Annotated in this window: 20 protein-coding genes; 9 read left to right on the forward strand and 11 right to left on the reverse strand. The window is 46.5% G+C overall.

The features are described 5' to 3' along the window. Positions 1 to 58 precede the first annotated feature (58 nt). Positions 59 to 1,156, forward strand: coding sequence for an SMP-30/gluconolactonase/LRE family protein (locus G8759_RS27125; protein ID WP_167215482.1), 1,098 nt, complete (start codon positions 59 to 61; stop codon positions 1,154 to 1,156). Between the two features lie 43 nt (positions 1,157 to 1,199). Here the strand turns inward: G8759_RS27125 and G8759_RS27130 are convergent, their stop codons facing one another. Continuing rightward, positions 1,200 to 2,777, reverse strand: a complete 1,578-nt coding sequence (locus G8759_RS27130; RefSeq protein WP_167215484.1) for a M20/M25/M40 family metallo-hydrolase — start codon at positions 2,775 to 2,777, stop codon at positions 1,200 to 1,202. Between the two features lie 191 nt (positions 2,778 to 2,968). After that, positions 2,969 to 3,436: a protein-tyrosine phosphatase family protein gene (locus G8759_RS27135; protein ID WP_167215487.1), complete on the reverse strand. Its 468-nt coding sequence runs from the start codon at positions 3,434 to 3,436 to the stop codon at positions 2,969 to 2,971. A gap of 381 nt (positions 3,437 to 3,817) precedes the next feature. Here G8759_RS27135 and G8759_RS27140 point away from each other — a divergent pair, with 381 nt between their 5' ends. From G8759_RS27140 to G8759_RS27165, 6 genes are all read left to right on the forward strand, one after another. Continuing rightward, positions 3,818 to 5,212: a S8 family peptidase gene (locus tag G8759_RS27140; protein WP_167215490.1), complete on the forward strand. Its 1,395-nt coding sequence runs from the start codon at positions 3,818 to 3,820 to the stop codon at positions 5,210 to 5,212. 541 nt (positions 5,213 to 5,753) lie between these two features. Further along, a complete protein-coding gene (locus G8759_RS27145; RefSeq protein WP_167215493.1) occupies positions 5,754 to 6,377 on the forward strand; it encodes an RNA polymerase sigma-70 factor in 624 nt (207 codons plus the stop codon). Beyond that, positions 6,374 to 7,399, forward strand: a complete 1,026-nt coding sequence (locus G8759_RS27150) for a FecR domain-containing protein (RefSeq protein ID WP_167215496.1) — start codon at positions 6,374 to 6,376, stop codon at positions 7,397 to 7,399. Before G8759_RS27145 ends, G8759_RS27150 begins: the two co-directional genes overlap by 4 nt. Before the next feature lie 210 nt (positions 7,400 to 7,609). Next, positions 7,610 to 11,179, forward strand: coding sequence for a SusC/RagA family TonB-linked outer membrane protein (locus G8759_RS27155; RefSeq protein ID WP_167215499.1), 3,570 nt, complete (start codon positions 7,610 to 7,612; stop codon positions 11,177 to 11,179). Positions 11,180 to 11,192: 13 nt separating this feature from the next. Further along, positions 11,193 to 12,887, forward strand: a complete 1,695-nt coding sequence (locus G8759_RS27160; RefSeq protein WP_167215502.1) for a RagB/SusD family nutrient uptake outer membrane protein — start codon at positions 11,193 to 11,195, stop codon at positions 12,885 to 12,887. A gap of 21 nt (positions 12,888 to 12,908) precedes the next feature. Next, on the forward strand, positions 12,909 to 14,378 hold the full coding sequence (locus tag G8759_RS27165) for a sulfatase-like hydrolase/transferase (RefSeq protein WP_167215505.1): 1,470 nt from the start codon (positions 12,909 to 12,911) through the stop codon (positions 14,376 to 14,378). Positions 14,379 to 14,548: 170 nt separating this feature from the next. Here G8759_RS27165 and G8759_RS27170 read toward each other — a convergent pair whose 3' ends face one another. Continuing rightward, positions 14,549 to 17,029 carry a ribonucleoside-diphosphate reductase subunit alpha gene (locus G8759_RS27170; protein ID WP_167215508.1) on the reverse strand — a complete coding sequence of 827 codons (2,481 nt, stop codon included), beginning with the start codon at positions 17,027 to 17,029 and terminating at the stop codon, positions 14,549 to 14,551. 601 nt (positions 17,030 to 17,630) lie between these two features. On the opposite strand from G8759_RS27170, the gene G8759_RS27175 reads away from it, so the two are divergent. Both G8759_RS27175 and G8759_RS27180 read left to right on the forward strand, forming a co-directional pair. Continuing rightward, the gene (locus G8759_RS27175; RefSeq protein WP_162391055.1) at positions 17,631 to 17,873 is read left to right on the forward strand and encodes a type B 50S ribosomal protein L31; all 243 of its coding nucleotides are present in this window, start codon (positions 17,631 to 17,633) and stop codon (positions 17,871 to 17,873) included. Positions 17,874 to 18,234: 361 nt separating this feature from the next. Further along, positions 18,235 to 18,498 (forward strand): MarR family transcriptional regulator, encoded by a 264-nt coding sequence (locus G8759_RS27180; RefSeq protein WP_167215512.1) that lies wholly within the window; start codon positions 18,235 to 18,237, stop codon positions 18,496 to 18,498. Positions 18,499 to 18,527: 29 nt separating this feature from the next. On the opposite strand, the gene G8759_RS27185 is transcribed toward G8759_RS27180, so the two are convergent. The 8 genes from G8759_RS27185 to G8759_RS27220 form a co-directional block, all read right to left on the reverse strand. Beyond that, a complete protein-coding gene (locus G8759_RS27185) occupies positions 18,528 to 18,770 on the reverse strand; it encodes a hypothetical protein (protein ID WP_167215516.1) in 243 nt (80 codons plus the stop codon). Positions 18,771 to 19,065: 295 nt separating this feature from the next. Then, on the reverse strand, positions 19,066 to 19,314 hold the full coding sequence (locus tag G8759_RS27190) for a hypothetical protein (RefSeq protein ID WP_162391058.1): 249 nt from the start codon (positions 19,312 to 19,314) through the stop codon (positions 19,066 to 19,068). A 247-nt stretch (positions 19,315 to 19,561) separates the two neighbouring features. Then, the gene (locus G8759_RS27195; RefSeq protein ID WP_167215519.1) at positions 19,562 to 20,155 is read right to left on the reverse strand and encodes a LutC/YkgG family protein; all 594 of its coding nucleotides are present in this window, start codon (positions 20,153 to 20,155) and stop codon (positions 19,562 to 19,564) included. A 74-nt stretch (positions 20,156 to 20,229) separates the two neighbouring features. Beyond that, on the reverse strand, positions 20,230 to 21,621 hold the full coding sequence (locus G8759_RS27200; protein ID WP_167215522.1) for a lactate utilization protein B: 1,392 nt from the start codon (positions 21,619 to 21,621) through the stop codon (positions 20,230 to 20,232). Then, a complete protein-coding gene (locus G8759_RS27205) occupies positions 21,621 to 22,358 on the reverse strand; it encodes a (Fe-S)-binding protein (protein WP_167215525.1) in 738 nt (245 codons plus the stop codon). The genes G8759_RS27200 and G8759_RS27205 overlap by 1 nt, the downstream gene beginning before the upstream one ends. A gap of 274 nt (positions 22,359 to 22,632) precedes the next feature. Next, positions 22,633 to 23,352, reverse strand: a complete 720-nt coding sequence (locus tag G8759_RS27210) for a DUF4386 domain-containing protein (protein ID WP_167215528.1) — start codon at positions 23,350 to 23,352, stop codon at positions 22,633 to 22,635. A gap of 28 nt (positions 23,353 to 23,380) precedes the next feature. Then, positions 23,381 to 23,830, reverse strand: a complete 450-nt coding sequence (locus G8759_RS27215) for a hypothetical protein (protein WP_167215531.1) — start codon at positions 23,828 to 23,830, stop codon at positions 23,381 to 23,383. Beyond that, positions 23,760 to 24,506, reverse strand: a complete 747-nt coding sequence (locus tag G8759_RS27220; RefSeq protein WP_167215534.1) for a Crp/Fnr family transcriptional regulator — start codon at positions 24,504 to 24,506, stop codon at positions 23,760 to 23,762. The genes G8759_RS27215 and G8759_RS27220 overlap by 71 nt, the downstream gene beginning before the upstream one ends. Between the last annotated feature and the right edge of the window lie 72 nt (positions 24,507 to 24,578).

The following is a 24,578-nucleotide window of genomic DNA, read 5'->3' on the forward strand; positions in this document are numbered from 1 at the left end:
GTTTATTCTCAATAAATCTGTTCTTTGTTGAATAAAAAGAGCCCAGTTGTCCAGTTTCATGACAAGTACTAATCGTTTACTCAGCGGTATTAGCGTTGCCTTATTAACGCTTTTAAGCGGAGCCTGCAAAGTTGAGGATACTCCACCTTTACCCTATGAAGAAGGTGTTTATATCGTAAATGCAGGCACTCCTGGTGCCAGCAACGGATCTATTTCCTTCATAGCCCGCAATACCACCACGCCAACAGTAGATATTTTTAACGCTGCCAATGGCAGAGCGCTGGGTGGCAGCGTTCGGGATTATACAGAAATTGATGGTAAGGGTGTCATTCTGGTCGATAATATGGCGGCCGGACAAGACAAAGTTGAAATTGTTGAGTCAGGCACGTTCAAATCGCTGGCAACCTTCCAGGCTCCTGATGTTGAAAATCCACGCTTCGTTATTTATGCTGGTCCCAATAAAGCGTATATCAGTTGCTGGGATGCAACCGGCAGCGGGGCAAATACGTATACCAAATCTGGCTATATTCTGGTTCTGAATCTGGGTTCCCGGACCGTTGTAAAGAAAATCCCAGTCACGAAAGGTGCCGAACGTATGGTACTTGTCAACAAAGAGGTCTTTGTGGGCAGCGTCGGGGGTGAGCAGGTTCTGACTGTTATTAATACGGATACGGATGAAGTGGTTCAGCCGGGCATTGACGCGGGCGTAAATGCCAACCCGATTGCCTTTGATGCCAATAAAAAACTGTGGGCCTATGCATCATCAACCAATGAGATGGTTCGGATTAACCCGACGAGCAAACTAGTCGAGACCCGGCTTAAAGTAGGGAGCGGTCCAAAAACACCCAGTGCGATTACCTTAAACGCCGACAAAACGATTTTTTTCTTCGTCAATTCTTTCAATGATCCGGCCGACAACGGTAAGTTAAAAGGCGAAACCTATCGCTTTTCAATCAACGATGTAACTATTCAGGCCAATACGCCTTTTATTCGTCGGTTATTTAGTGGTTTAGGTGTTGATGCCAATGGGTTGGTTTATGCAGCCGTAACCCCTTCAGCGAATCAGCCAGGTTATGTAGTACGCTACCAGCCAAGTGGTGCAGTGGTCGATTCGATTAAGGCCGACATTGCCCCTACCCGATTCTTTTTCCGGTAAGCCAGGCCCGTTAAGATTCATCTTTCGACAACACTATCCTGAATTAATGAGCCCTTTGCTGAAGTGGTTCAGTAAGAATAGAAAGGCAGGTTTTTATACCGGTTCGCAGGTTGCCAAGCCTTAGGTTTTCGTTCGGGCTATGCTGATTGTTATCCATATTTACTAAGGGAACAATGACAGCAGGAACCTGAAGTGCCTGAATAAATGGCACAACAGGCACCGTTCCGCCCATAATCCGAATTATGACCGGCTCTTTCCCGAATCCATCAGATACAGCTTTACGTAACCAAACGCCCATCGGTTCGTTGATATTTGTGCGAAAAGCGGGCGTTCCGGCATTACCTTCAAAGAAAACGATCTGAGCATATTTTAGCCGTTCTTCGGGCGTCGGTGCATGATCCAGCACCGTAAAGCCCTGCTTTTCAATGTGCTTTTTAACCAGTTCGACCATCCGTTTACCGTCGGTTTCGGGCACCAGGCGAATATCGAAAGTCGCAACAGCTTCTTCGGGCACGATGGTTCCAGACCCTTTACCAACTACAGCCGCCTTCATTCCCTTGATGTTGAGCGATGGATATTGCAGAGACTCCTGATAGTTATTGCCTACTTTCTCCTCCTCAACGATCATCAGTGCCTTGTTGATATCCTGTTTATTATCGGGCACAGCTGCCATGATTTTTTTGGTCTCGTCGTCAAACGTAATGCCATCGTAGAATCCTGGAATCAAAACCCGTCCCTGCTCATCTTTCATTGACGTTATCAGCCGGGCCAGCCGAAATGCCGGATTTGGTGCATAATTGCCAAAATGCCCGCTGTGCTGTGGGGTAACCGGCCCATAAGTAGTTATGGTGAAACCCGCATTACCCCGGCAACCAAACGTTAGAGTCGGTATGTTAGACGAATGCATGGGACCATCCATCACAATCATAAAATCGGCCTGCAATTTGTTTTTGTAGGAGGCCAACGCTCCTTTCAACCCACCCGATCCTTTCTCTTCCTCCGTATCAATAATGATTTTGATGTTAAAAGGCGGGGTTTGCTTTTCAGTCTGGAGAATATCGAGCGCATTGAGCATCATAATAATTGGCCCTTTGTCATCCGATGTAGAGCGGCCAAACAGGCGCCACTCGTCATTAACCCCTGTTTTGGGCAAGTTGCCACTCAAGTCTTTATATTCTCCCGTGCTGGTTTTTTCTTTAAGTACCGACACAAACGGATCTTTCTGATTCCACTCGCTGGCTCGAACAGGCTGGCCATCCAGGTGGAAATAGAACAAAACCGTTTGAGTGGCTTTCGGGACTGTTTTCTCTCCTAAAACCAAGGGCAATTGATTGGTTTTAAGCACCGTTGTCTGAAAACCCCGCTTCGTCAACGCCTTTTCAGTCCAGACTATGTTTTTAAGAATATCGGCGGGATTGACGGCATCATTGGGCAAGGACACATATTCGCTGAGTTCATCAATAGCCAGCCACATCTGTTTATCGACAAGGGCATCCAGTTTTTGGGGACTTAATTTCTGGGCAACAAGGCTCGATGGTAACAGGATGAGACCCAGCCAGAAAGCGGCCGTAATTACATGAACGATGAGTCGGGGTGCTGATTCTTTTTGTCTGGTAGCCATTCTTAGGAGGAATCTTTCAGGAAGAATACTGCTAAGTAAGACAAAAAGGCATTATACACAAATATTATATCAACAATTTTTCAATTTCCAGTATATAATTTCAAATAATCCGTCAAATTTCCGACTTAACAAGCAGACTAGTTAAAAACTGTCCTCTAACCATTCACAGAAAACTGCGAGAAACTGATACGTTAATTAAACAACGAAATCGGGCGATCTGAAACAGGTTCTGTTTCGGAGGCTGGTATCGTTTCAAGGTAAGCGGCAAACATTTTATTATACAGAGCACCTTGTCTTCTGGCTTGAATCATACGAACGGCATCTTTTCCACTGAAGCCCAGGTATGTCAGGATGAGACCTGCCAATAGAGCAGAACGATTATGGCCCATACCACAGTGTGACAAAACCTGATGGCCCTCATTAATCAGACTGGCCCCAAATTGTGCCAGGCCATGCAATTTCTGGAGATCGGGTAACTCTCTATCTTCGAATGGAAAAAAGATATAAAGTGTTTTATTCATTTCCTCCGGAATATTCTGATCCAGTGTATAATCCAGATTAAATACTACGTCAATAGTAAGCTTCGATATTGGTTCCCAATTATCGATGGAAGGCGAAATGAATAAAGAACCTCTTTCATCAATCTGGTACAATTCCATAACATGTAGGTTTTAATAGTTTTTATAGGATGTCGACCCTTTAAAACCGACTCTGGTGTCAATAATCAAAGCTAGCGATTAATCACTTTTGCTTACTTCTGTATTTACGTAGCGGCAATAACTAGTTCGTATAAGGTCACAACCTGTTATCTGATAACCTCAGGTCTCACACAATATCTGGTTGAAAGCGAAGTGAATCAGCAAGTTCTATTAACTATTCTAAGCCGATAAAATATGGTTTCGAACGATCCGGTTTCCGGCATCTTTACAGAATTTAGATTCTTTCATATATATACTTATCAGAAAAAAATATATTTATTAATTTGCCATCATACTGAAAATTTACTATTATTAGCCCAATAAATCTAACTATTAAATCACATGAAAAACTCCTACGGGTATTTAGTAACAAAGGCTTTACCTCTGGCGATTCTGGCTTCACTTGCATTGGCTAGCTGCCAGCCAGTAGAACCGGAAGCTCCTGTTTCGGCCAACGGATCTAACGCCAACGCCAGGCTGACCGCCGATAAAGATTTCGTTGATGGCGAACTACTTCTTCAGTTCGTGGAAGGAACCACCGATGACGAAAAGCAAAAAGCATTCGATAAAGTGAAAGGCCAGCCAGTGGAAAAAATCCTTACAAAAGTCATGGAGCGCGCTGGTAAACATGAGGGTGTGTTATTGATCAAAGTCAATAAAAATGTGATGGAAGCCATCGCAGAGTTAGAAAATACGAGCGGGGTAGAGTTCGCGGAACCCAATTTTATATATGAGCATACGGCAACGTCAACAGATCCCCTGTTTACAAATGGGTCGTTGTGGGGTATGTATGGTCCATCGACCACTCCTGCCAACCAATACGGTAGTAATGCTGCTGCGGCCTGGGCAGCTGGCAGTACAGGGTCTACTTCTGTTCATATCGGGATAATCGATGAAGGTATCCAGCTTACTCACCCCGATTTGAGCGGCCAGGTCTGGGTCAATCCAAATGATGGAGTAGATGGGGTAGATAATGACGGCAATGGCTATAAGGATGATACCAATGGCTGGGACTTTGCCAATAATGATAACACAATCTACGATGGGGGTAGCAGAGGCACGTTAGATGACCATGGTACTCATGTGTCAGGAACCATCGGTGGTAAGGCAAACACGATAGGAGTGGTTGGCGTTAATTGGAACGTCAGGTTGATTTCGGCTAAGTTTTTGGGTCGTAAGGGAGGCACCACAGCCAACGCCATTAAAGCCGTCGATTATCTGACAAACTTAAAAAGTCGGGGCATTAACGTTGTAGCCAGTAACAATTCATGGGGTGGTGGCGGCTATTCACAGGCCCTGTATGATGCGATTAGCCGGGCCAATGATGCGGGTATAATGTTTATTGCAGCTGCTGGAAACAGTGGAACCAACAACGATACATCGCCTAGCTATCCATCGAATTACAACTTACCGAATGTTATTGCTGTAGCGGCCATTGATCAAAACGGAGGCCTGGCCAGTTTTTCGCAGTACGGGGCTAATACGGTTGACATCGGCGCACCTGGCGTTGGCATTTATTCAACAACGGCATTTGATACTTACTCGTCTTATAATGGAACATCTATGGCTACACCACATGTAACAGGAGCAGTTGCACTATATGCCTCAACGCATCCTGGCGCATCCGTAGCTCAGATTAGAAATGCAATTCTGTCAAGCGCAGTGCCAACAGCCTCCCTAAGTGGAAAAACCGTTACAGGCGGACGTTTAAATGTTTTTTCAGCTTTATCCAAATAAGCTTTATTACGTTTCTCTGAATGCTACTATTTATTTCCCCTAAACCATAAATAGAACAATACAACTAACCGGCTCCTTTTCAGGAGCCGGTTTTTTTATTTATAGAACTAGTTGTTAACTACCAACCTTCTCACAACCTTCCGGATCATTCGGCGAGCAGATTACAGCCGTATACTCTTACTTGAAGTCTGTACCAGAAGTAGCGAACTTATTGCCAGCTGGCAAAAAAAGTAGTGATATGTCGTTCGAGCCCTGGCGGTTCCCATCATTGTATTCTCGTCTAGTTTAACCCAAACATTGGTAATAACAGGCTCAGGTGGCTGATAACTACCACCCCAAAAGTGTATCCAAAAAATCATGTTGTCCAATAGCTACACTTGATCGTCTAAACGTGGCTTTTTATCCGTTTCAATGTACCGGCTAAATCGCTTACCAGTTATTGTTTCACTTTTTAACAGTAGGCCTGATCCATACTTTTTACGAGCCATTAGGGTAACTCGTCTAAATGGTATCTTCAGAGAACCCACGTAACAGCCGAACTATGATATCTTCCAATCCTTCGCCGAAGGACAGTTTGTCCATTTGTTCTGTAGACTCAAATGCGGGTAGTCAAAACATATCGGTTGGTCCAGACGATGAACTGCTTATTCGGCGCTCTTTTGAAAGCGATCCTTATCAGGGTTGCGATCTGCTATTCCGTCGGTATTATGAGCCGCTCTGCAGTCATGCCGTCCGATACGTTTATTCAAAGATGCTGGCCGAAGATATTGTGGCCGATCTGTTTCAGGTTTTCTGGCAGAAGCGGCTTTTCGAGCGTATTACGTTCTCATACAGGGCGTACCTCTATCGGGCCGTTCGTCAAAACTGTTTACTTTATCTAAAACGGGAAGCAGGCCGAATAATCTCGCAGGAATCTATTTCGGAAACTGATCGAATAGGTTTGACTACACTGCCCAACGAACAGATTCAGTTCGATGAACTCAATGCTCAGATTGAAGCAGTAATTAATGCATTTAGCCCCTCTGTTCGACAGGTGTTTCTGTTGAGTCGGTTTGAGGGTCGTAAAAATCAGGAAATTGCCGACGAACTTCATATATCAATCAAAACAGTCGAGGCCCATATGACCAAAGCTCTGGTCCTTTTTCGCAAAGTTCTACAGCCATGAACCATTCTCAACCAGGGCCAACCAAAGCCATTGTATTCACTTACTTTGCCAGGCAGGCCACTCCTTTAGAACGTCAGGCCATCGAAGCTTGGCTAGAGACCGACGAAGGCAATACGCTGTATTATACATACTTAGACGAATGGGAACGCTTACATCCGCAGTTTTACCCGGACATCGATGCAGCTCATCACCATTTTGCCCAATTTATGGAGCAATCCGTTTCGGTTGAACCAACCGAGCTCAGTCGACATGAAGCTTATTTAAAATCCATTTCCACTCATAAACCAACACACTGGCTTCAGTCGCACTGGTTCTGGTGGGTGGCCGCTTCAGTCGCCCTACTTATTAGCAGCTTATTGATCACTACCGACTATTGGTATTACACGACTCGGAGCAATGGATATAAACAAATCCAGTCATTAACGCTTCCAGATGGGTCGAGAGTTTTGCTAGGGGCTAATTCTTCGGTAAAGTACGCCCGGTTTGGCTTTTCACGAGGGGCAAGACGGGTCTGGCTGGATGGTGAAGCTGAATTTAGAATCGTTCATCGACCCAACAGACAGCGATTCATCGTTAGAACACCTGACAAGACTATCGTGGAGGTACTGGGTACCGTTTTTGTCATCAACAGTCGCCGGAACAGCACACGAATTGTCCTGGAAAGTGGTCGCATTGAATTAAACACTCCCCGCACGGTCCGTCCAGTCGTACTCGCACCAGGCGACATGGCAACCGTATCTGCCCAGGGGCATCTGAAAATGCAGCATCCGTCCAATACCCTCACTCGCGTAACCTGGCACGACCACCGATTCGTTTTCGCCGATACTCCGCTAGCGGATGTTGCCAATCAACTGCATGACATCTTCGGTGTGACGGTGCAAATTCCTCAATCCGACCTGATGGCCCGTCATGTGTCTGGAACGTTCCAGGCCGAGACTGCCGATGATTTACTCCAGGCATTGTCATTGATGATGGGTCTGCATATCGACCAATCTAAAACGGTATATGTACTCACCCAGTAATTGGCGAAGTAGTTGTTTCCGTGCATCGACAGGTCGGCCGTAAGACACCCTGTTTTTTCACTGTTTATATTATTTTTTTTCTCAAAAAAATTACACTTTTTCATTAGGGTAGGTTACGTCATTTGTATCTATTTATCAAATGTAAAGCTATAAACATACTTGTTTTATAGTGTTTACTGCTTCCCAATCACCCTCTAATCGCAGTATCGTATGAACCAACTTCGTGGTAAACAGGGATATAGCCAAACCTTTCGTTTTTTATTGTTGAGTTTATTGATGATCGGAAAACTGCCCCTGATGGCGCAGATGTTAGCCCAGAATACGCACCGTACGGCTATTTACCAATCCGAATCCTATCGCCTGTCGGATGTTATTCAACAATTGAAAGAACGGTATCACGTCAATATTCTATTCGAAGAAAGTTTCCTGAAAAGCCTAACTGTCCCAGCGGAAGCAGCTCGTCCACAGGCAACACTCGAAGCCAGTTTGCAAACGCTGCTTCAACCGTTTGGCCTGCACTATCGGAAAGTGAAAAACAACTACGTTATTCTGTCGAATGGTGCTAATAAAAAGCGCTACTCGGCATCGACCGATATGGACTTGCCAGGTATTGGTCAAACGACTATTGCTGCCCTGAACCAGTTGGATGGGGCTCAGCCACAACCTGTACCGATAGCACACATGGCTCTGGCTGACCTTACAATCACGGGTACCGTTACCGACGAAAAAAATGAGGCCATGCCAGGCGTAAGCGTTGTGGTAAAAGGGACTCAGCGGGGTACGACAACAGATTCCAACGGACAGTACAAGCTGACTATTCCTGGCCGTAACGATGCAGCCACTACTGTAACACTGGTTTTCAGCTTTGTCGGTTATGTATCGCAGGAGGTATTGACGGGAAACCGGACAACGGTCGATATTCATATGGTGACGACGAATAAGTCACTCGATGAGGTAGTTGTGGTCGGATACGGAACAAAAAAGAGAGAAAACGTGACGGGCGCTATCGCTCAGGTTAGTAGCGAGGCTCTGACTAGTCGACCGATCACAAAACTTGGGCAGGCATTGCAGGGATTAATCCCAAACCTGAACGTAACAAACCCTGACGGTAATCCCAATGCAAGCCCGGCTTTTAATGTGCGGGGTAATACATCCTTGTCGGGCGGTAGCGCCCTGGTGTTAGTTGATGGCATTCAGATGGACATGAACCTGTTAAATCCAGCTGATGTAGAGACAATTACCGTGTTGAAAGATGCAGCTTCTGCCGCCATATATGGAGCACGCGGGGCATTTGGGGTTATTTTAGTAACGACGAAAAAGGGGAGTAAAGATAAAAAACCAGTTATTAGTTATGCAGGCAGCCTGCAATTTAACCGACCGACTTATCTGCCTGACCTACTGAGTACTCAGGAATACATAGAGTCGCAGAATCTTGCTCAACTAAATTTAAACGGCACCCAGAAATATACGGATGATCAGTTAAAATGGGTAAAGGATTATAGCAGCGATCCGGTCAATAACCCCACCTATCACATTCTGCCAAACGGCAAGATTTTCTGGAACGCTTCCAATAATGTAATCGAGGCAATGGTGAAGCCGTGGGCACCTGGACAAACCCACACATTGAACATAAACGGGGGAAATGCAAAAACCTCGTATTACGTTTCGGCCGGTTCATTGAAACAGGATGGTTTATTCAAAACAGCTACTGATGTATTCAAACGATATAATTTTACAACGAGCGTCAGTACCGAACTAACAAGCTGGCTAACCGTTGGCGCCAAAGCTAACTATGTATCCACTACCTACGATGAACCACATAAATACCCTAATAAGGGGTCAGACTGGTGGGAGCAGATGACTCGGGGTGAGCCGCAGGTTTTATTTCCGGCTAAAACACCTGCTAATTCTCCGGTAGGTGAAGTTATCGCGACAGAAAACTTCGTTAACTTTCTGGAAAGTGGTTCTCGTAAAATAACCAACTCGTCGACAGGCGTTTATGCTGTAAATGCTGACGCCTATGTTTCAGATGGATTGAAAATCAGCGGCAATTTCGCTTATACATCCATGCGGCAGGATATCAAAGAAACCCAGGTGGCATTCCCCTACATCCGGGATACCTGGATCCCTCAGATATCTGGCACCTCTCCCTCATTCGTGCAACGGGACTTTACTTCTTCCGGTTATTTTGCTGGGAATTTATTTGCAGACTACAAGGTATCTATAAAGCAGGATCATTTAATTTCTGCGCTGATTGGCTATAACCAGGAATGGTATAATCTGACAGCTGCCACTGTCAAAAAGCAGGATTTGATCAGCGAAAGCGTCCCCGTTCTGAACCTGGCGACAGGTATCATCACAACCTCCGATCAACAGACAGCATGGGCCATCAGGGGTGTATTTGCACGATTCAACTACGACTATCGAAGCAAGTACTTAGTTGAATTGAACAGCCGTTACGATGGCACTTCCCGTTTCCCAACCGGTCGCAGATTTGGCTACTTCCCGTCCGTTTCGATAGGGTGGCGGTTGTCCAAAGAGAAATTTATGGAACCGCTAAGCCGAGGACTTAAGGACCTCAAACTCCGGGCCTCTTACGGTAGTTTAGGGAATCAACTGCTGGCTAACAACTTCCCCTATGTTTCCCTTTTTGGAATTAACCTGCAAGTGCCTTTCATCATCGGTAGTACATTGCCTTCAGGCGTTCAGGCTCCGGGCCTGGTTAGCCCAGATTTAACCTGGGAAAAGGTATCTACACTTGATTTTGGCGCAGATGCCAACCTATGGGGCAAATTAAACGTCGGCTTTGACTGGTACCGACGAATCACATCAGGGATGTTGGTTGCTGGAGACCGACTTCCGGCCGTTTTAGGTACAGCCGCTCCTCAACGCAACGGTGCCGAGTTGAAAACCACCGGATTTGAACTGAGCCTGAAATGGAGCGATCAGGTTGGCTCAACTCACCCGCTGCGGTACGACTTTGGCGTCGTGCTGTCCAATTATCAGGCAGTTATCTCAAAGTTTGACAACAACCCAAGCCTGCTGATCAACAACTATTATGTGGGTCAGAAAGTAGGCGAAATCTGGGGGTTTGAATCGACAGGTCTGTTTCAGGCTAATGGTGAAGTGTCGGCTGCCGCCAATCAGGACCAGCTTGGCAACTCAGGCAAATGGGGAGCGGGTGATGTCCATTACGCTGATTTAAATGGTGATAAAATCATTACCCGAGGAGCCAATACCGTAAACAATCCGGGCGACCAGCGCATTATCGGCAACACGACACCTAAGTATCAGTATGGTATAACGGGGAATTTTACCTGGCACAATTTCAATTTGAACCTACTGCTGCAAGGCGTTGGCAAGCGGGACTTTGTTCCCCAGGGTAATTATTTCTGGGGTGCCATCAATAGTGGAGCGGCTGTCGGCACGAAGGAAGTGTACCGAAATTCCTGGTCGTCAGCAAATCCGGATGCCTATTACCCCATATACCGTTCCAATTCTACCTACAACATATTGCCCCAAACCCGCTACCTGCAAAGCTCGGCTTATCTGCGCCTGAAAAATATTTCACTGGGCTATTCAATACCCCAAACGCTACTTCAGAAGATAAAACTGTCGCAGGCTCGTATATACGTAACCGGACAAAATATTTGGGAATGGACGAAGCTGAAAGGAAATTTCGACCCCGAGGTGACCGGAAGCGGGGCCGGAACCGGTGATGTGGGGGTATTTTATCCGTTGCAGCGAGTGGTATCGTTTGGTGTTCAACTGTCTCTATAAGGTGCTCCTTCTCATGAAAAAATACGTCTCAAGGCTTCTGCTGGCCACCATTGTGTTGTTATCCTCATCCTGTTCAGATAATTTTCTGGACCTTACTCCCACCGATTCGCTCGGAGAGAATAACTTCTGGCACAATGAAAATGAATTGAAACAGTATGCCAACGACCTCTATCGCACCTTTGTGGGACATGCCACTGGCACATCTCCAAGCCCATTGATTTTAGGCGATAGTCAGAGCGACAATATGGTTCCCCTAAATTTTGACCTGGTCGCTGCGGGCAAAAATATAGTCCCAGCATCAGGTGGTGGCTGGGACTGGAGTGTAATTAGAACCTGTAACTATTTTCTGACCCGATACAATCGAACGCCGATAAGTCAGGATATCAAAGACAGGTATGCCGGTGAAGTCCGCTTTTTTAAAGCAAAGGATTACTTCGAAAAGGTGACAAGTTTTGGTGATGTACCCTGGCTTTCTAAAGATTTAGCGACCAATTCCGCTGAGTTATACGCCCCCCGCGACAGCCGGGTTCTCGTTATGGATTCGTTACTGGCCACCATCAATACCGCTATTGCCAACCTGCCACCAAGAAGCATCGCTGAGTCAGGGCGCATCAATAAAGATGTAGCTCTGCTGCTTAAAGCGCGGATCTGTCTTTACGAAGGAACGTTCAGAAAGTACCGCAACCTGGCTGGCAGCGAAAAATTTCTACAGGAGGCAGTAGCTGCCTCGGGCCAGCTCATGGCTGAAAAAGGGTATCAATTAAACGCCACGGGGAATCCCAATGCCGACTATGCAGCACTTTTCAACTCGCTCGATTTGAGTACGAACAAAGAGATAATGTTCTACCGGGCCTACATGACTGGTCTTAGTGGTACGGCTACTTCCTGGAATGTTCAATTGAACAATTTCAACACCAGTGTCTCGAAATCATTGATTGAGTCGTATTTAGCGATCGACGGGAAGCCAATATCGCAGAGTCTGTTGTATCTGGGTGATGACAGTGTTCAGGTTGAAATGAAAAATCGAGACCCCCGGCTGACGCAAACGGTCGTTTATCCGGGAACGGGTATCCAGGCGGGTTTCGGGGGGGCCGCGATTCCGGGTTCGGGCTTTAGCGGAGTGGGTATAGTCCCTTCCGGCTATCAGTTGCAGAAGTATTGGGTAGCTGACCAGGCCGAATTTGTCCGCATTCAAAATGGGCTACTTGATGCACCGATTTATCGCTTTGCTGAGGTGCTGCTCATCAACGCCGAGGCCAACGCAGAACTGGGCTTAGCGACTCAGACAACAATCGACAATACGATTAATCTGCTGAGAAAAAGGGTGGGCATGCCGAACATGATTATAAGTCAGTTAGTCAAAGACAAGCGGTCTGATTTCCCGGACATCCCCGTATTGATCGATGAAATAAGACGGGAGCGCCGGGTTGAACTGGCTATTGAAGGATTAAGATTCGATGATCTGGTTCGCTGGAAGGCTGGTAAACTCCTGAATAACCCTGTACTTGGGATGAAGTTCGTTCAGAGACACTATCCAAAAGCGGTGGTGGGCAAATCCATTTTTCTTAACGACAAAGGGTACATTTTACCTTATGCCACCTCATTGCCCACCGGCCGCACCTTCGACGAGGCTAAAAACTATTTCCTGCCCCTACCCCTCGATGAACTTACGCTTAATCCCAATTTGAAACAAAATCCCGGTTGGTAATTTATCCCACCTTACTTTTTTATGGCTTCGAAACCAAACTTTCTTAAACTATACTGCCAGATACCTTTACTGGGGGCGCTGTCCCTGGTTATTTGGGGAGGAATTTCTAAAAATACCCTTGATCCTCCTTCACCAAAACCAAATATCCTGTTCATTTTTGCCGATGACCAACGCTACAACACGATTCATGCCTTAGGCGATAAACAGGTCATTACCCCTAATCTGGATCGGCTTGTCAATAACGGCACCACCTTTACTCACGCCTATAATATGGGTGCCTGGCAGGGAGCCGTTTGCGTGTCGAGCCGGGCCATGCTGCTTACAGGGTTATCGATTTGGGATGCGCAGCAACAGGAAAAGGATTATGAACCGTTGAAACAGGCCAAGGGCTTCTGGCCCCAGCAGATGAAACAGGCCGGTTATGAAACCTACATGACCGGGAAATGGCACGTACAAACAGACGTAACCCAACTTTTCGACCATGTTGCACACGAACGGCCGGGTATGCCGAACCAGACTCCCCAGGGTTATAACCGCCCTCTGTCGAAGCAGGACACGACATGGGCACCCTGGAAGGAGGAGTACGGCGGCTACTGGAAAGGTGGCAAACATTGGAGCGAAGTAGTAGCCGATGATGCAGTCGGTTTCCTGAACGGCGCGTCAAAAAAGTCGGCTCCTTTCTTCATGTATCTGGCCTTCAATGCCCCTCACGACCCCAGGCAAGCCCCTAAAAGGTGGGTTGATAAGTACCCCGTAGACCAAATTAAACTACCAGCGAGTTATCTAGAAGAGTATCCGTATAAAGACGCAATAGGCTGCGGAAAGGACTTACGGGATGAAGCGTTGGCTCCTTTTCCGAGAACTCCTTATGCCATCAGAAAGCATATCCAGGAATACTACGCCAGTATTTCATACATGGACGAACAGATAGGGCGGATTCTGGGGGCTCTGGAAAAAAGTGGCAAGCTCGAAAATACCTATATTTTCTTTACCGCCGATCATGGTCTTTCGATAGGACACCACGGCCTGATGGGTAAGCAAAATATGTTCGAACATAGTGTCCGCCCCCCGCTGATTATTAGTGGGCCGGCCATCGCAAAGAACGCAAAAAGACATCAGGCCGTGTATTTGCAGGATATCATGGCTACGTCATTAGAGTTGGCGGGCATAGAAAAGCAATCACGGATTTTCTTCAACAGCCTGCTGCCACAGCTAAAAAGCGATACCGCTCCTGGCAACTATCCAAGTATTTATGGATGCTACACCGACCTTCAGCGGATGGTAAGCTCAGAACAGTATAAACTGATTGTGTATCCGGCTGCCCGGAAAATGCTATTGTTCAATCTGAAAGACGATCCTGAAGAAAGGAAGGACATCGCCCAGCTTCCCTCCAGTCAACCAATTATGAAGAAACTGAAAGCGAAACTCATCCAGCAGCAACAGCAACTGAATGACAAACTGGATCTTAAGCCGCTATTAGGCAGCCTTTAGAAAATGAGACGTTCAGGTCACCTTGATTTAATGGAATAGTATCGATAGCCATTGATTGATACCAGTAGCTAAAGGTCTCCATCAGACTTAAAAAAGATTTATCGCCAAAACGCCCGGCCATGTCGAACACAGCCGGGCGCTATAGGTTATTAGTTTATCAAATCAGACTCTTATGAGCCACACATCTCACAACCTTCCGGATCATCCAGTGAGCAGGTCATGGCCGCATACTGCTGTTCGAGATCCGTCACCATCGGTACGGGTGTAGGCGTTGTGTTCTGAGCGTGCTCTTTAGCGTATTGTACGTAATCGAGAGGTTTTTCGACGGTTACCGCTTCGGCCATTACGGGCTCCAGTTGTGGCTCGGCTTGTGGTTGAACAACCGTGAACTTCACCGCATCGGCAGCAGCCTTCGTCCGCAGGTAATACATACCCGTTTTCAGACCCGCCTTCCAGGCATAGAAGTGCATCGATGTCAGTTTGCCGAAGTTCGAATCCTGAATGTGGATGTTCAGCGATTGTGACTGGCAAATGTACGCACCCCGATCGGCAGCCATATCGATGATATGCTTCTGCTTGATCTCCCAAACCGTTTTATAGAGATCTTTGATATGCTGCGGTATGTTCGGAATAGCCTGGATCGAGCCGTTAGCCAGAATCAGGTTATTCTTCATCGCATCATTCCACAGACCTAGTTTCACGAGATCTTTCAATAGGTGCTTGTTGACCACGACAAACTCACCCGACAACACGCGACGCGTATAGATATTACTCGTATATGGTTCGAAGCACTCGTTGTTGCCCAGAATCTGTGAGGTCGATGCGGTCGGCATTGGCGCCAGCAGCAGCGAGTTCCGAACACCATGTTCGACAACCTCTTTGCGCAGACTTTCCCAATCCCAGCGTCCTGATTTAGGTTTTACACCCCACATATCGAACTGGAACTGCCCCTGCGAAATCGGTGAACCTTTCCAGGTTTCATACGGACCGTATTCTTTAGCTTGCTCCATCGAAGAAGTCATAGCACCGAAATAGATCGTTTCGAAAATGTCTTCGTTCAGGCGACGCGCTTCATCCGACTCAAACGGCATCCGCAGCATGATGAATGCATCGGCCAACCCCTGTACGCCCAACCCAATCGGCCGGTGACGCATGTTGCTCCGACGCGCTTCTTCAACTGGGTAGTAGTTGATGTCGATGATCTTGTTGAGATTGCGCGTGGCCGTTTTCGTAACCTCATATAGTTTCTGGTGATCGAACCGCATTACACCATCCGGATCACGTTTGATAAACTTCGGCAGGGCAATCGACGCCAGATTACAAACCGCTACTTCGTCGGGAGCGGTGTACTCGATGATTTCGGTACACAGGTTTGACGACTTGATGGTACCGAGGTTTTTCTGGTTCGATTTTTTGTTGGCAGCATCCTTGTATAGCATATAAGGCGTGCCAGTCTCGGTCTGAGACTCCAAAATCTTGTACCACAAATCTTGTGCCTTTATTGTCCGACGGGCACGACCTTCGCGTTCGTAGCGCGTATACAACGCTTCAAATTCGTCGCCATAGCAATCGGCCAGACCGGGGCACTCGTGCGGGCAGAACAGCGACCAAACGTCATTGTCTTCTACCCGTTTCATAAACAGATCGGGCGTCCAGAGAGCGTAGAACAGGTCGCGGGCACGGTTTTCTTCCTTACCCGAATTCTTTTTCAGATCGAGGAAGTCATAAATATCAGCGTGCCAGGGTTCCAGATAGACAGCAAACGAACCTTTACGTTTGCCGCCCCCCTGATCTACGTAGCGGGCTGTATCGTTAAATACGCGCAACATCGGCACAATCCCGTTGGATGTTCCGTTAGTGCCTTTGATATACGTTCCTGTAGCACGAACATTATGGATACTTAACCCAATACCACCCGCCGACTGCGAAATCTTGGCGGTTTGCTTCAATGTATCGTAGATCCCGTCGATGGAATCATCCTTCATCGTCAACAGGAAGCAACTCGACATCTGTGGCTTTGGTGTTCCGGCGTTGAACAGCGTTGGCGTTGCGTGCGTAAACCACTTCTCACTCAGTAGGTTATAGGTCTCAATAGCCGCATCGATATCCTCCATGTGAATACCCACAGCTACGCGCATCAGCATATGCTGCGGACGTTCGGCAATGCGACCGTCGATTTTCAGCAGATACGATTTTTCGAGGGTTTTGTAGCCGAAATAATCATAGCCATAATCCCGATCGTAGATGATCGTTGAGTCGAGCAGAGCTGCATGTTGGCGTACAACCTCATAAACCTCTTTCGAAATCAGTGCTGCATTTTCGCCGGTTTTAGAGTCTTCATACGTATATAGCCGTTTGATGGTTCCGGAGAACGATTTGTTCGTCTCTTTATGCAGGTTCGAAATAGCAATCCGAGCGGCCAGAATGGCATAATCGGGGTGCTTTGTGGTCATCGAAGCGGCTGTTTCGGCGGCTAAATTGTCCAGCTCGGTGGTTTTTACACCATCGTAGAGACCGTTAACCACTTTCATGGCGACCTCAACAGGCTGAACATAAGCCGGATCAAGGCCGTAGCACAGTTTTTCGATCCTGGCGGTAATCTTGTCGAACTTGACCGACTCCCGGCGTCCGTCACGTTTGATTACGTACATGAGCGTTTGGGTTAGTTTTTATATAGTAAAAAATGTTGAATGCAATTAAAAACACCGACTCAGTGGTTTCACTTAAGCTAAGATTGACACGTATGATTCCAATGAGGAGAACACAGAAGTAACCAGGAGCATAAAACCATTTTGTTCAACCGAGGCTAAATTGGGCCGGAGTTTTAAAGTTCTATTGAAATAGACGGAAAAGCAACCCCGAAGGTTCGGGTGTTTTCGCAATTCATTGAAACGTGCAACTCTACCAGACAGGTTAAGAAATTGTTAAGCCGTAATGCTTAGCGACTTAACAATACCCGGTAGGAGAGCTATGCTAAAAAAAATAAAAGAGCGATTTTACTGACCGGTTCATGCCCAAGGCAAGTGAAGCGAGTCGGAATGAAGAAGCGTAAACGTTCTTAAAGATAAGCAAAAAAAGGAATAGTAACAATCCTTTATTATGCCATTATTAGGCAACGGGACACATCTATCCGGTTGATAATCAAACACAAAAAGAACCGTTAAAACTGTTTGCCAATCCGCCCGAAACGCTGTACCTTTGCAATCCTTTTCGGTCGGAAACCGAGAAGATGACAAGAAACTGAGATTAATCATGAAAAAGGGCATTCACCCGGAATACCGCGAAGTGGTATTCCACGACCTGTCGAGCGATTACAAATTCCTGACACGTTCGACGGTTCAAACAAAAGACACTATCGAGTTTGAAGGAAAAACCTATCCGCTCGTTAAAATTGAAGTTAGCTCGCAGTCGCACCCATTCTATACAGGTAAGAACGTGTTGCTCGATACAGCTGGTCGTGTGGACAAGTTCCGCAAGCGCTACGGCACTAAGTAAGTTTGAGAAGAGCTATATCTTCCCCTGAAAACGTGTGATTGTTTTTAGAATTCTATTTAAATCTGCCAGGCCAAAACCTGGCAGATTTTTTTATGGACTTTTCAGAAAAATGGCAATTGGTAAATCAGCAAGTTGCACAAATTTTGCAGGATGGGCTACCCCTATTGTAGCAGACTTCAAGAAAAAAGGAAGTTAAAATGGTGCCTTCAGTAGCCTGAGCCAGTTGAAAAAAAGTTAGCAAAAGATCTTATTTTATAATTTTCTCCGTCACAGCATACATTGGCCCGCATTTTGTCGAGTTATTCTATAGATAGATACTTAACCTCCCTTTTTAACGCTATATATTACTTTGGCAACTACCATGATACTTACGTTTGGCCAATACAACATTCTTACAGCTACACGTCACTGCGTGAACCGAACTCAATTATCTGAGCACACCAATTTTGATCGTACGCTGGTTAGCTACCTTATCACAGGGTTGGTTCGCAGTGGATTGCTAAACATCTGTAATGAAGGAAATGAAGAGCAGACGTTTTATGAATTAACCGACGCTGGACTGGACTGCATTGAAGAATACGAACGGGAAAACCCCGATCTGATTATCAATCGACTCACCATATAGGGACAATCTACGGTCAGTGATCGTTGCTGTCAGGCAATATGCTCAATATGCTCCTGAGCCAGTCGAATAATCAGGCTTTCATCGGTATCAATGAGTGAATAACCGTCATTCATATAGGGTATTACCAGACCCATTTTGGCATCATAGATTCCAAGTGGTGAAAGGTCCTGATCGGCATTGGCTCTTCGAAGATAGTCTGTCGCTTGCTGTAGCGAAGAGAACCCTTTGGCCACAGGTAGAGCGAATAACGTAAATACGGATACGTACTGCATAGGCGTACACTCTTTGTTATCTGCGCCTATATACGAATATATTCTACAGGCGGATTTCTGCAAGTCTTTAAATTTTAAAGAAAAAAAAAAAAAAATAAATAGCAAAACACACAAGTTTCACAGTAAAGGCAAATAGTCAGATAGTCAGTAACTTATACCAGACTTGTGGCTTACAAAAAGCTTTACATTAACTAATAATTTTAGTGTCTTGCCAGCTTATTGCAGGTAGATTCGACCAGAACTGAAAAAAGCCAGGATTCGATCCTGGCTTTTTTCACTTACCTGAAGAGTTGGATTAGTTATCGTTTGACCCTGCGATATACCCTAATTGTTCCTGCACTGCCTTAGCGAACGCTACTTTATCCGACTTCCGGTAATTCTCCGTCTGCTGTATCTTTGAGGGTGGACAAAAATCCTGATCGATGTTCTGGCAGGCTACCCATAAATCAGGATTCAATTTAATTCTATACTGCCGAATCGGCGTATCAGCGCCAAACCATAGATTGATAATATTGCTGACGGTTGGTTTGATGACAACACTCATGACTTGTTCAAAAATGCCCGGGTTTATACTTGCGGCCAAAATTAATTATCCTACCTTCTATACACAAAAAAAATATGATTCAACGGTCGAAAGCCAATATGAACAGTAACCTGAGTGTATGAACTGCTTACACCCAACTGGGCCATAGGTTTCATACAGACTCCATTCTGTAAGTGACAGTGATTCGTTTCGGATTAGACGAGGATTCATAATTATGTCACTAAAACACGGGGCAGCAAATAAAGACCTAGCCGACCTGATCCAAAATCAACACCGTCATCGTGATTGGGCCGTGTGCTCCCATCACCAGCGCCTGCTCAATGTCGGCCGTTTTGGACGGTCCTCCAATAAAAGCCCCAAAACCGTATTGCCCCAACCCAATTTGACCATAGGCTTCATGCAGCGTAGGCACGATGGTTTCGGCCGCTACCACCACCACCAGATGCTGGCAGATGTAGGGGACAATCCGTTGCCCCATGCGTTGCTCCGGAAGCCAGACCGCACCATTTTCAGCAACTGCCAACTGGGCCTCGATCACGGCTACCTCCACATCATCAAACGTATGCGGATCAGCAGTGGCAGAAAGCAGTTCAAACGAATTACCTAGTTCTGGCAGCGTGGTTATAATACGCTTTGTGGCATCGAAGTTTTCCCTGATCAGGGCATCAACGGCTGCCAGGTCTTTTACCAAAAATACATTCCCGCCAATACTGGCAAAAACACCACTGTACTGAGCCACGACGTCCACCGCGTTGCCTTTCAAAAAACCAATATCGGGCAAAGGGCTGGCGGGAGGCTGATTTTTCAAAACAGCGGCCAGAATGTTTTCTCTGCTGCTCATTTCAGATATTATCAGTTAAATATTACAATACTCTATTGATTATCAAAGAGATATTCCCAGACCGTTACGAGAGTTTAATCCTTTTCGCTATCATGGCCGTTGTTTTTAGCATACCACACATCAAACGACTCTTTGGGTCCGTCTGGCATGTCACGTTGTTTATACCAGGGATTGAATTTGTTATTTACAGCGAACGGAATGTTATTTAAAACCCAGCGCCCGGCTTTACCCAACGTGGAATACGATGTCGGCGACGATAACGTCCAGGCCATTGCTTTCATACCCAGCACCTTCGTATTGGCCGCATAACCCTCCCGAACAATAACTTGCCGCCATTGGTACAACTGATCGTGAATGTTAATTTTTACAGGGCAGACATTCGAGCAGGAACCGCAGAGCGTCGACGCAAAGGGCAGATCGGCGTGCTTTTTCATGTCCAGGTTAGGAGCCAGAATAGCGCCGATAGGTCCGGCAATCGTATTGTGGTAACTAAGACCACCACTTTTCCGGTAAACGGGGCAAGTATTCATACAAGCTCCGCATTTGATACACTTCAACGAATCCCGAAAATCGACCCGGCCCAACTGACGGCTTCTTCCCAAATCGACCAGAATCAGGTGCATTTCCTGACCTTCACGTGGTTTTTTAAAATGACTCGAATAGATGGTGATGGGTTGTCCGGTAGCACTTCTGGCGAGTAACCGTAAAAACACGCCGAGATGGGCCTTTTGAGGAATGATTTTTTCGATCCCCATAGAGGCAATCTGCACTTCCGATAAATGGGCACCCATATCGGCGTTTCCTTCGTTGGTGCAGACAACATACTCGCCGGTTTCGGCCACGGCAAAATTGACTCCAGTCAGGGCCGCTCGTCGGGTGATAAAAACATCGCGCAGGTGTCGGCGGGCAAATCGCGTCAGCGTAGTCGGGTCCGACACGCCTTTCTCTGTACCCAGATGTTCATGAAAAATCTCACCGATTTCCTCTTTTCGTTTATGAATGCAGGGCAGCACAATGTGGCTGGGTGGCTCATTATCCAGTTGCTGAATGTATTCGCCCAGATCGGAGTTAATGACATCGACACCACGTTCAATCAGGTATTCATTCAGATGGCATTCTTCGGTGAGCATGGACTTGCTCTTTACCATTTGTTTAATGTCTTTGTCTTTCAGGATGGAATACACAATTGCGTTGTGTTCTTCGGCATCGGCGGCCCAATGCACTTTTATCCCATTCAAGGTTGCATTGGCTTCAAACTGCAACAGGTAGTCATGCAGATTTGACAGTACATTGTTTTTTATTCGGGATGCGGTTTCGCGTAAATCCTCCCACTCCGGAATTTGTTTGGAGGCAATGTCCCGTTTCTGCCTGATCCACCAGAGGGCTCCGTCGTGCCAGTCGACCCGTTCTTCGTCGTTGATAAAAGCCTCGGCTAAAGCGGCATGATCTTTCATTCCTTTTTCCATCACAAGGTCGAGTTTAATATTTCTGCAATGTGTACGGCTTTAATGGCGCTCTTATTCCGGTGCAGAATCCCTTCCAGATGCATCAGGCAGGAAAGATCGACGGACGTAATGTACTCGGCCCCATTTTTGGTATGATCGGTTACCCGGTCTTTCCCCATTTTTACCGATACGGCTTCTTCGGCCACGCAAAACGTCCCGCCAAAACCGCAGCATTCATCCGGGCGATCCAGCGTAACCAGTTCCAGGCCTTCTACCATATTCAACAAGTGGACAGGTTTGGAAAAAGGCAGGGTATTGAGCTCGCTCATCTGGGCCAGATAAAGACCACGCAATCCATGACAACTCTGGTGAATTCCTACTTTGTGAGGGAATCGGGCCCGCAAGTTTTCTACTTTCAATACATCGGTTAAAAACTCGACCAGTTCATACACATTTGATCGAATACGGTCTGCTTCCGCCGGATCGGTAGCCGAATGCAGGTGTTGCTTAACGTGTAGTACACAACTCGCTGAAGGGGCTACGATGTAATCGAATCTGGAAAAATTTTCCAGAAAAAGATCATTGCATTCCTGCGTCAGGTGCTCAAACCCTGAATTAGCCATCGGCTGTCCACAGCAGGTTTGTTTGGATGGATAGACTACTTCGACCCCTACTTTCCGCAACAACTGAAGCGTTGCTATGGCTGCCTGGGGGTAAAACTGGTTTACGTAACAGGGAATAAAAAGTCCGACAGTCATAAAATAATATAGAATCAGGTTTGCTAAGGCTCTCTTCCAGTCTAAAGCCCTGAAGTCGATCTATTTACTAAACAATTATCGGTCAAATCGGCCCAGACCATAGCTGTTTTCAGGGGCAAGGTTGCATAACTCATCTCGTTCAACGAATCGCAGATCCGCTCAGCTGATGTAAAACACTGGCCCTTAATTCGTTTAGGCTTTAAAATGGATGGATGATAACATGGACTCGCCGTTATTTTTTATGCAGGTATTTTGGCAAGAAATACGACTGATCTCATTCATTGGCGGCATCGGCTAACCGCCGGAACCAGACTCCAACAACCAGTAGCCAGATTAACCACAGGCTGCTTCCCAGTAAACCAGCCAGTTCCCAGGTTGGAAAGCCCGGAATTACGGTAGCGAATAAATCTCCTTGGGCCAGCAAATAAATACCCGAAGCAACATAACCTAAATAGCTTATCCACTTTGGAAACAAGGTCATCTGCGCAAAAGCTCTGGAGAGCAATAGTGTGTAAGCAATGGTCAGCAATTGCCCCAGATGTTCGCCCAGAACCACACCGCCATACTGGTGAATAGCAGTAAAGACAACAACTATTGCCTGCCGGGTAGCCAGATCGGTGGTAGTAACGTACAGAGTCGCTAAAACGGGCACGACAAACGGCCAGCGAAGAAGACCTATAAGCTGAACAATAGCCGAAATGACGCCCAGAGTTGTAGCCCATCGCAGGGCATATACCTGCTTCTCAAATTTCTGCCCAATAAGCACATAGGCTTGCAGCAACGGAAATCCGCCGATAGCGAATAGCCACCAAACACCAATAAGGGAGGCTCCCCCAGTATGGAAGCGTGTCAGAACAATACCAGGTTCCTGGCGAAGAATATCCGGATAATCGAACACAATCGTTAGCGTCGTGTAGGGAATCATCACCAGAATAACGCCTAGAATGAGCCGGTTTCCAATGAGTCGATTAGCAGGCATTGTGGATGTTTTCATCTATGTATGTTGGAAAGGCTTGTTCGGACTACCAGTGAAAAGAATAGCTGATACCAGGTGTAGGATTGATTTTAAGGTCTTGTCCAGCACTGGCTAAGGCTATTACACCCAGGCGCAGATTTAGTCCGCGCCAGACTATCCATCGAAAGCCAACCTCCGCCGAAGCTGCGTTCTGACGCTCATAGTCCCGGTTGAGGCCGCGCAGATACGACATCGATGCATAAAACGAGGATGGGTTTTCGCGTTGACCAACCGGCAGAAACCAATAGGTAAGGCCTGTTTTGGCAAATTGCGTCGTGATACCGGCGGTGAAGCTTGTTATGTAGTAGCCCGCATGAGCAGAGACAGGACCCCGGCGATATTCCAACCCAATGGATGGGTTCCGAAAGCCGTTAATACTGAATTCATTACGCGGAAAGCGCTGGGCTAATGTGGAATAACTCAGAAATAATAACCCGATTGCTAGTGGCAATTTCATATCGTCTTTTTGTTAATTGGTTGACGATACAAAGGTGGTCTGTGAGATAAGCCAATCTCTTAGACAAATGTCCAGATCGCTCAGTGAGCCAGCCCTGATGATTGATCGTTAGCTGTCGAATCTGACCACGGATACGGCTCAGGTGACGGGGAGTAACACCAAGAATGGAAGCGAGGTATTGAAGAGGCACTTCCTGCAACAGATGTGGCTCATCGGTCATTAGTTTCTGATAGCGCTCTTCGGCAGAGAGTGTCAGCAGATTATAGCGACTCTCTTCGATGCAGTTGATCTGATCTTCGAGCAAGCCCATATAGAACAGTTCAAATGAGGAAATAGTCTGCCGTAATTGATTGAACGAGTGTCGGCTAATGCTCCAAAGCACACTATCGGTCAGGGCACGGATGGATTCGCGGGAAGGTTGCTGTTTCAGAAAGCTACCCAGCGATACAACAAAATCGGCCGTACCAGCCGTGTACGTTGTAATTTCGTCGCCATCGCGATCCGCAAAAAACTGGAACAATCCCTTTTCGACAAATGCCAGCTGATCACAAATGCGGCCAGCCTCGGCAAAGAGATTACCTTTACTTAATTCCCGACGATGAAACTGGCTAAGAATAGTCGATTGCTCCACGGTATCGAATCCACTTTCCTGAAGAAACTCCCGGAGTATATCCATCTGTTTATGAGTCGGTATGATCAGCAAAGTAGCTAAAATAGCTGGTTTTTCCGTGAAACAATCACCCGAAAA

This window comes from Spirosoma aureum (assembly GCF_011604685.1).
Classification (GTDB): Bacteria; Bacteroidota; Bacteroidia; order Cytophagales; family Spirosomataceae; genus Spirosoma; species Spirosoma aureum.

Bases quoted from the DNA above. Each gene is read 5' to 3' on its own strand.
- G8759_RS27125 (WP_167215482.1), top strand. From the start codon at position 59: ATGACAAGTACTAATCGTTTACTCAGCGGTATTAGCGTTGCCTTATTA.
- G8759_RS27130 (WP_167215484.1), bottom strand. From the start codon at position 2,777: ATGGCTACCAGACAAAAAGAATCAGCACCCCGACTCATCGTTCATGTA.
- G8759_RS27135 (WP_167215487.1), bottom strand. From the start codon at position 3,436: ATGGAATTGTACCAGATTGATGAAAGAGGTTCTTTATTCATTTCGCCT.
- G8759_RS27140 (WP_167215490.1), top strand. From the start codon at position 3,818: ATGAAAAACTCCTACGGGTATTTAGTAACAAAGGCTTTACCTCTGGCG.
- G8759_RS27145 (WP_167215493.1), top strand. From the start codon at position 5,754: ATGATATCTTCCAATCCTTCGCCGAAGGACAGTTTGTCCATTTGTTCT.
- G8759_RS27150 (WP_167215496.1), top strand. From the start codon at position 6,374: ATGAACCATTCTCAACCAGGGCCAACCAAAGCCATTGTATTCACTTAC.
- G8759_RS27155 (WP_167215499.1), top strand. From the start codon at position 7,610: ATGAACCAACTTCGTGGTAAACAGGGATATAGCCAAACCTTTCGTTTT.
- G8759_RS27160 (WP_167215502.1), top strand. From the start codon at position 11,193: ATGAAAAAATACGTCTCAAGGCTTCTGCTGGCCACCATTGTGTTGTTA.
- G8759_RS27165 (WP_167215505.1), top strand. From the start codon at position 12,909: ATGGCTTCGAAACCAAACTTTCTTAAACTATACTGCCAGATACCTTTA.
- G8759_RS27170 (WP_167215508.1), bottom strand. From the start codon at position 17,029: ATGTACGTAATCAAACGTGACGGACGCCGGGAGTCGGTCAAGTTCGAC.
- G8759_RS27175 (WP_162391055.1), top strand. From the start codon at position 17,631: ATGAAAAAGGGCATTCACCCGGAATACCGCGAAGTGGTATTCCACGAC.
- G8759_RS27180 (WP_167215512.1), top strand. From the start codon at position 18,235: ATGATACTTACGTTTGGCCAATACAACATTCTTACAGCTACACGTCAC.
- G8759_RS27185 (WP_167215516.1), bottom strand. From the start codon at position 18,770: ATGCAGTACGTATCCGTATTTACGTTATTCGCTCTACCTGTGGCCAAA.
- G8759_RS27190 (WP_162391058.1), bottom strand. From the start codon at position 19,314: ATGAGTGTTGTCATCAAACCAACCGTCAGCAATATTATCAATCTATGG.
- G8759_RS27195 (WP_167215519.1), bottom strand. From the start codon at position 20,155: ATGAGCAGCAGAGAAAACATTCTGGCCGCTGTTTTGAAAAATCAGCCT.
- G8759_RS27200 (WP_167215522.1), bottom strand. From the start codon at position 21,621: ATGGAAAAAGGAATGAAAGATCATGCCGCTTTAGCCGAGGCTTTTATC.
- G8759_RS27205 (WP_167215525.1), bottom strand. From the start codon at position 22,358: ATGACTGTCGGACTTTTTATTCCCTGTTACGTAAACCAGTTTTACCCC.
- G8759_RS27210 (WP_167215528.1), bottom strand. From the start codon at position 23,352: ATGAAAACATCCACAATGCCTGCTAATCGACTCATTGGAAACCGGCTC.
- G8759_RS27215 (WP_167215531.1), bottom strand. From the start codon at position 23,830: ATGAAATTGCCACTAGCAATCGGGTTATTATTTCTGAGTTATTCCACA.
- G8759_RS27220 (WP_167215534.1), bottom strand. From the start codon at position 24,506: ATGGATATACTCCGGGAGTTTCTTCAGGAAAGTGGATTCGATACCGTG.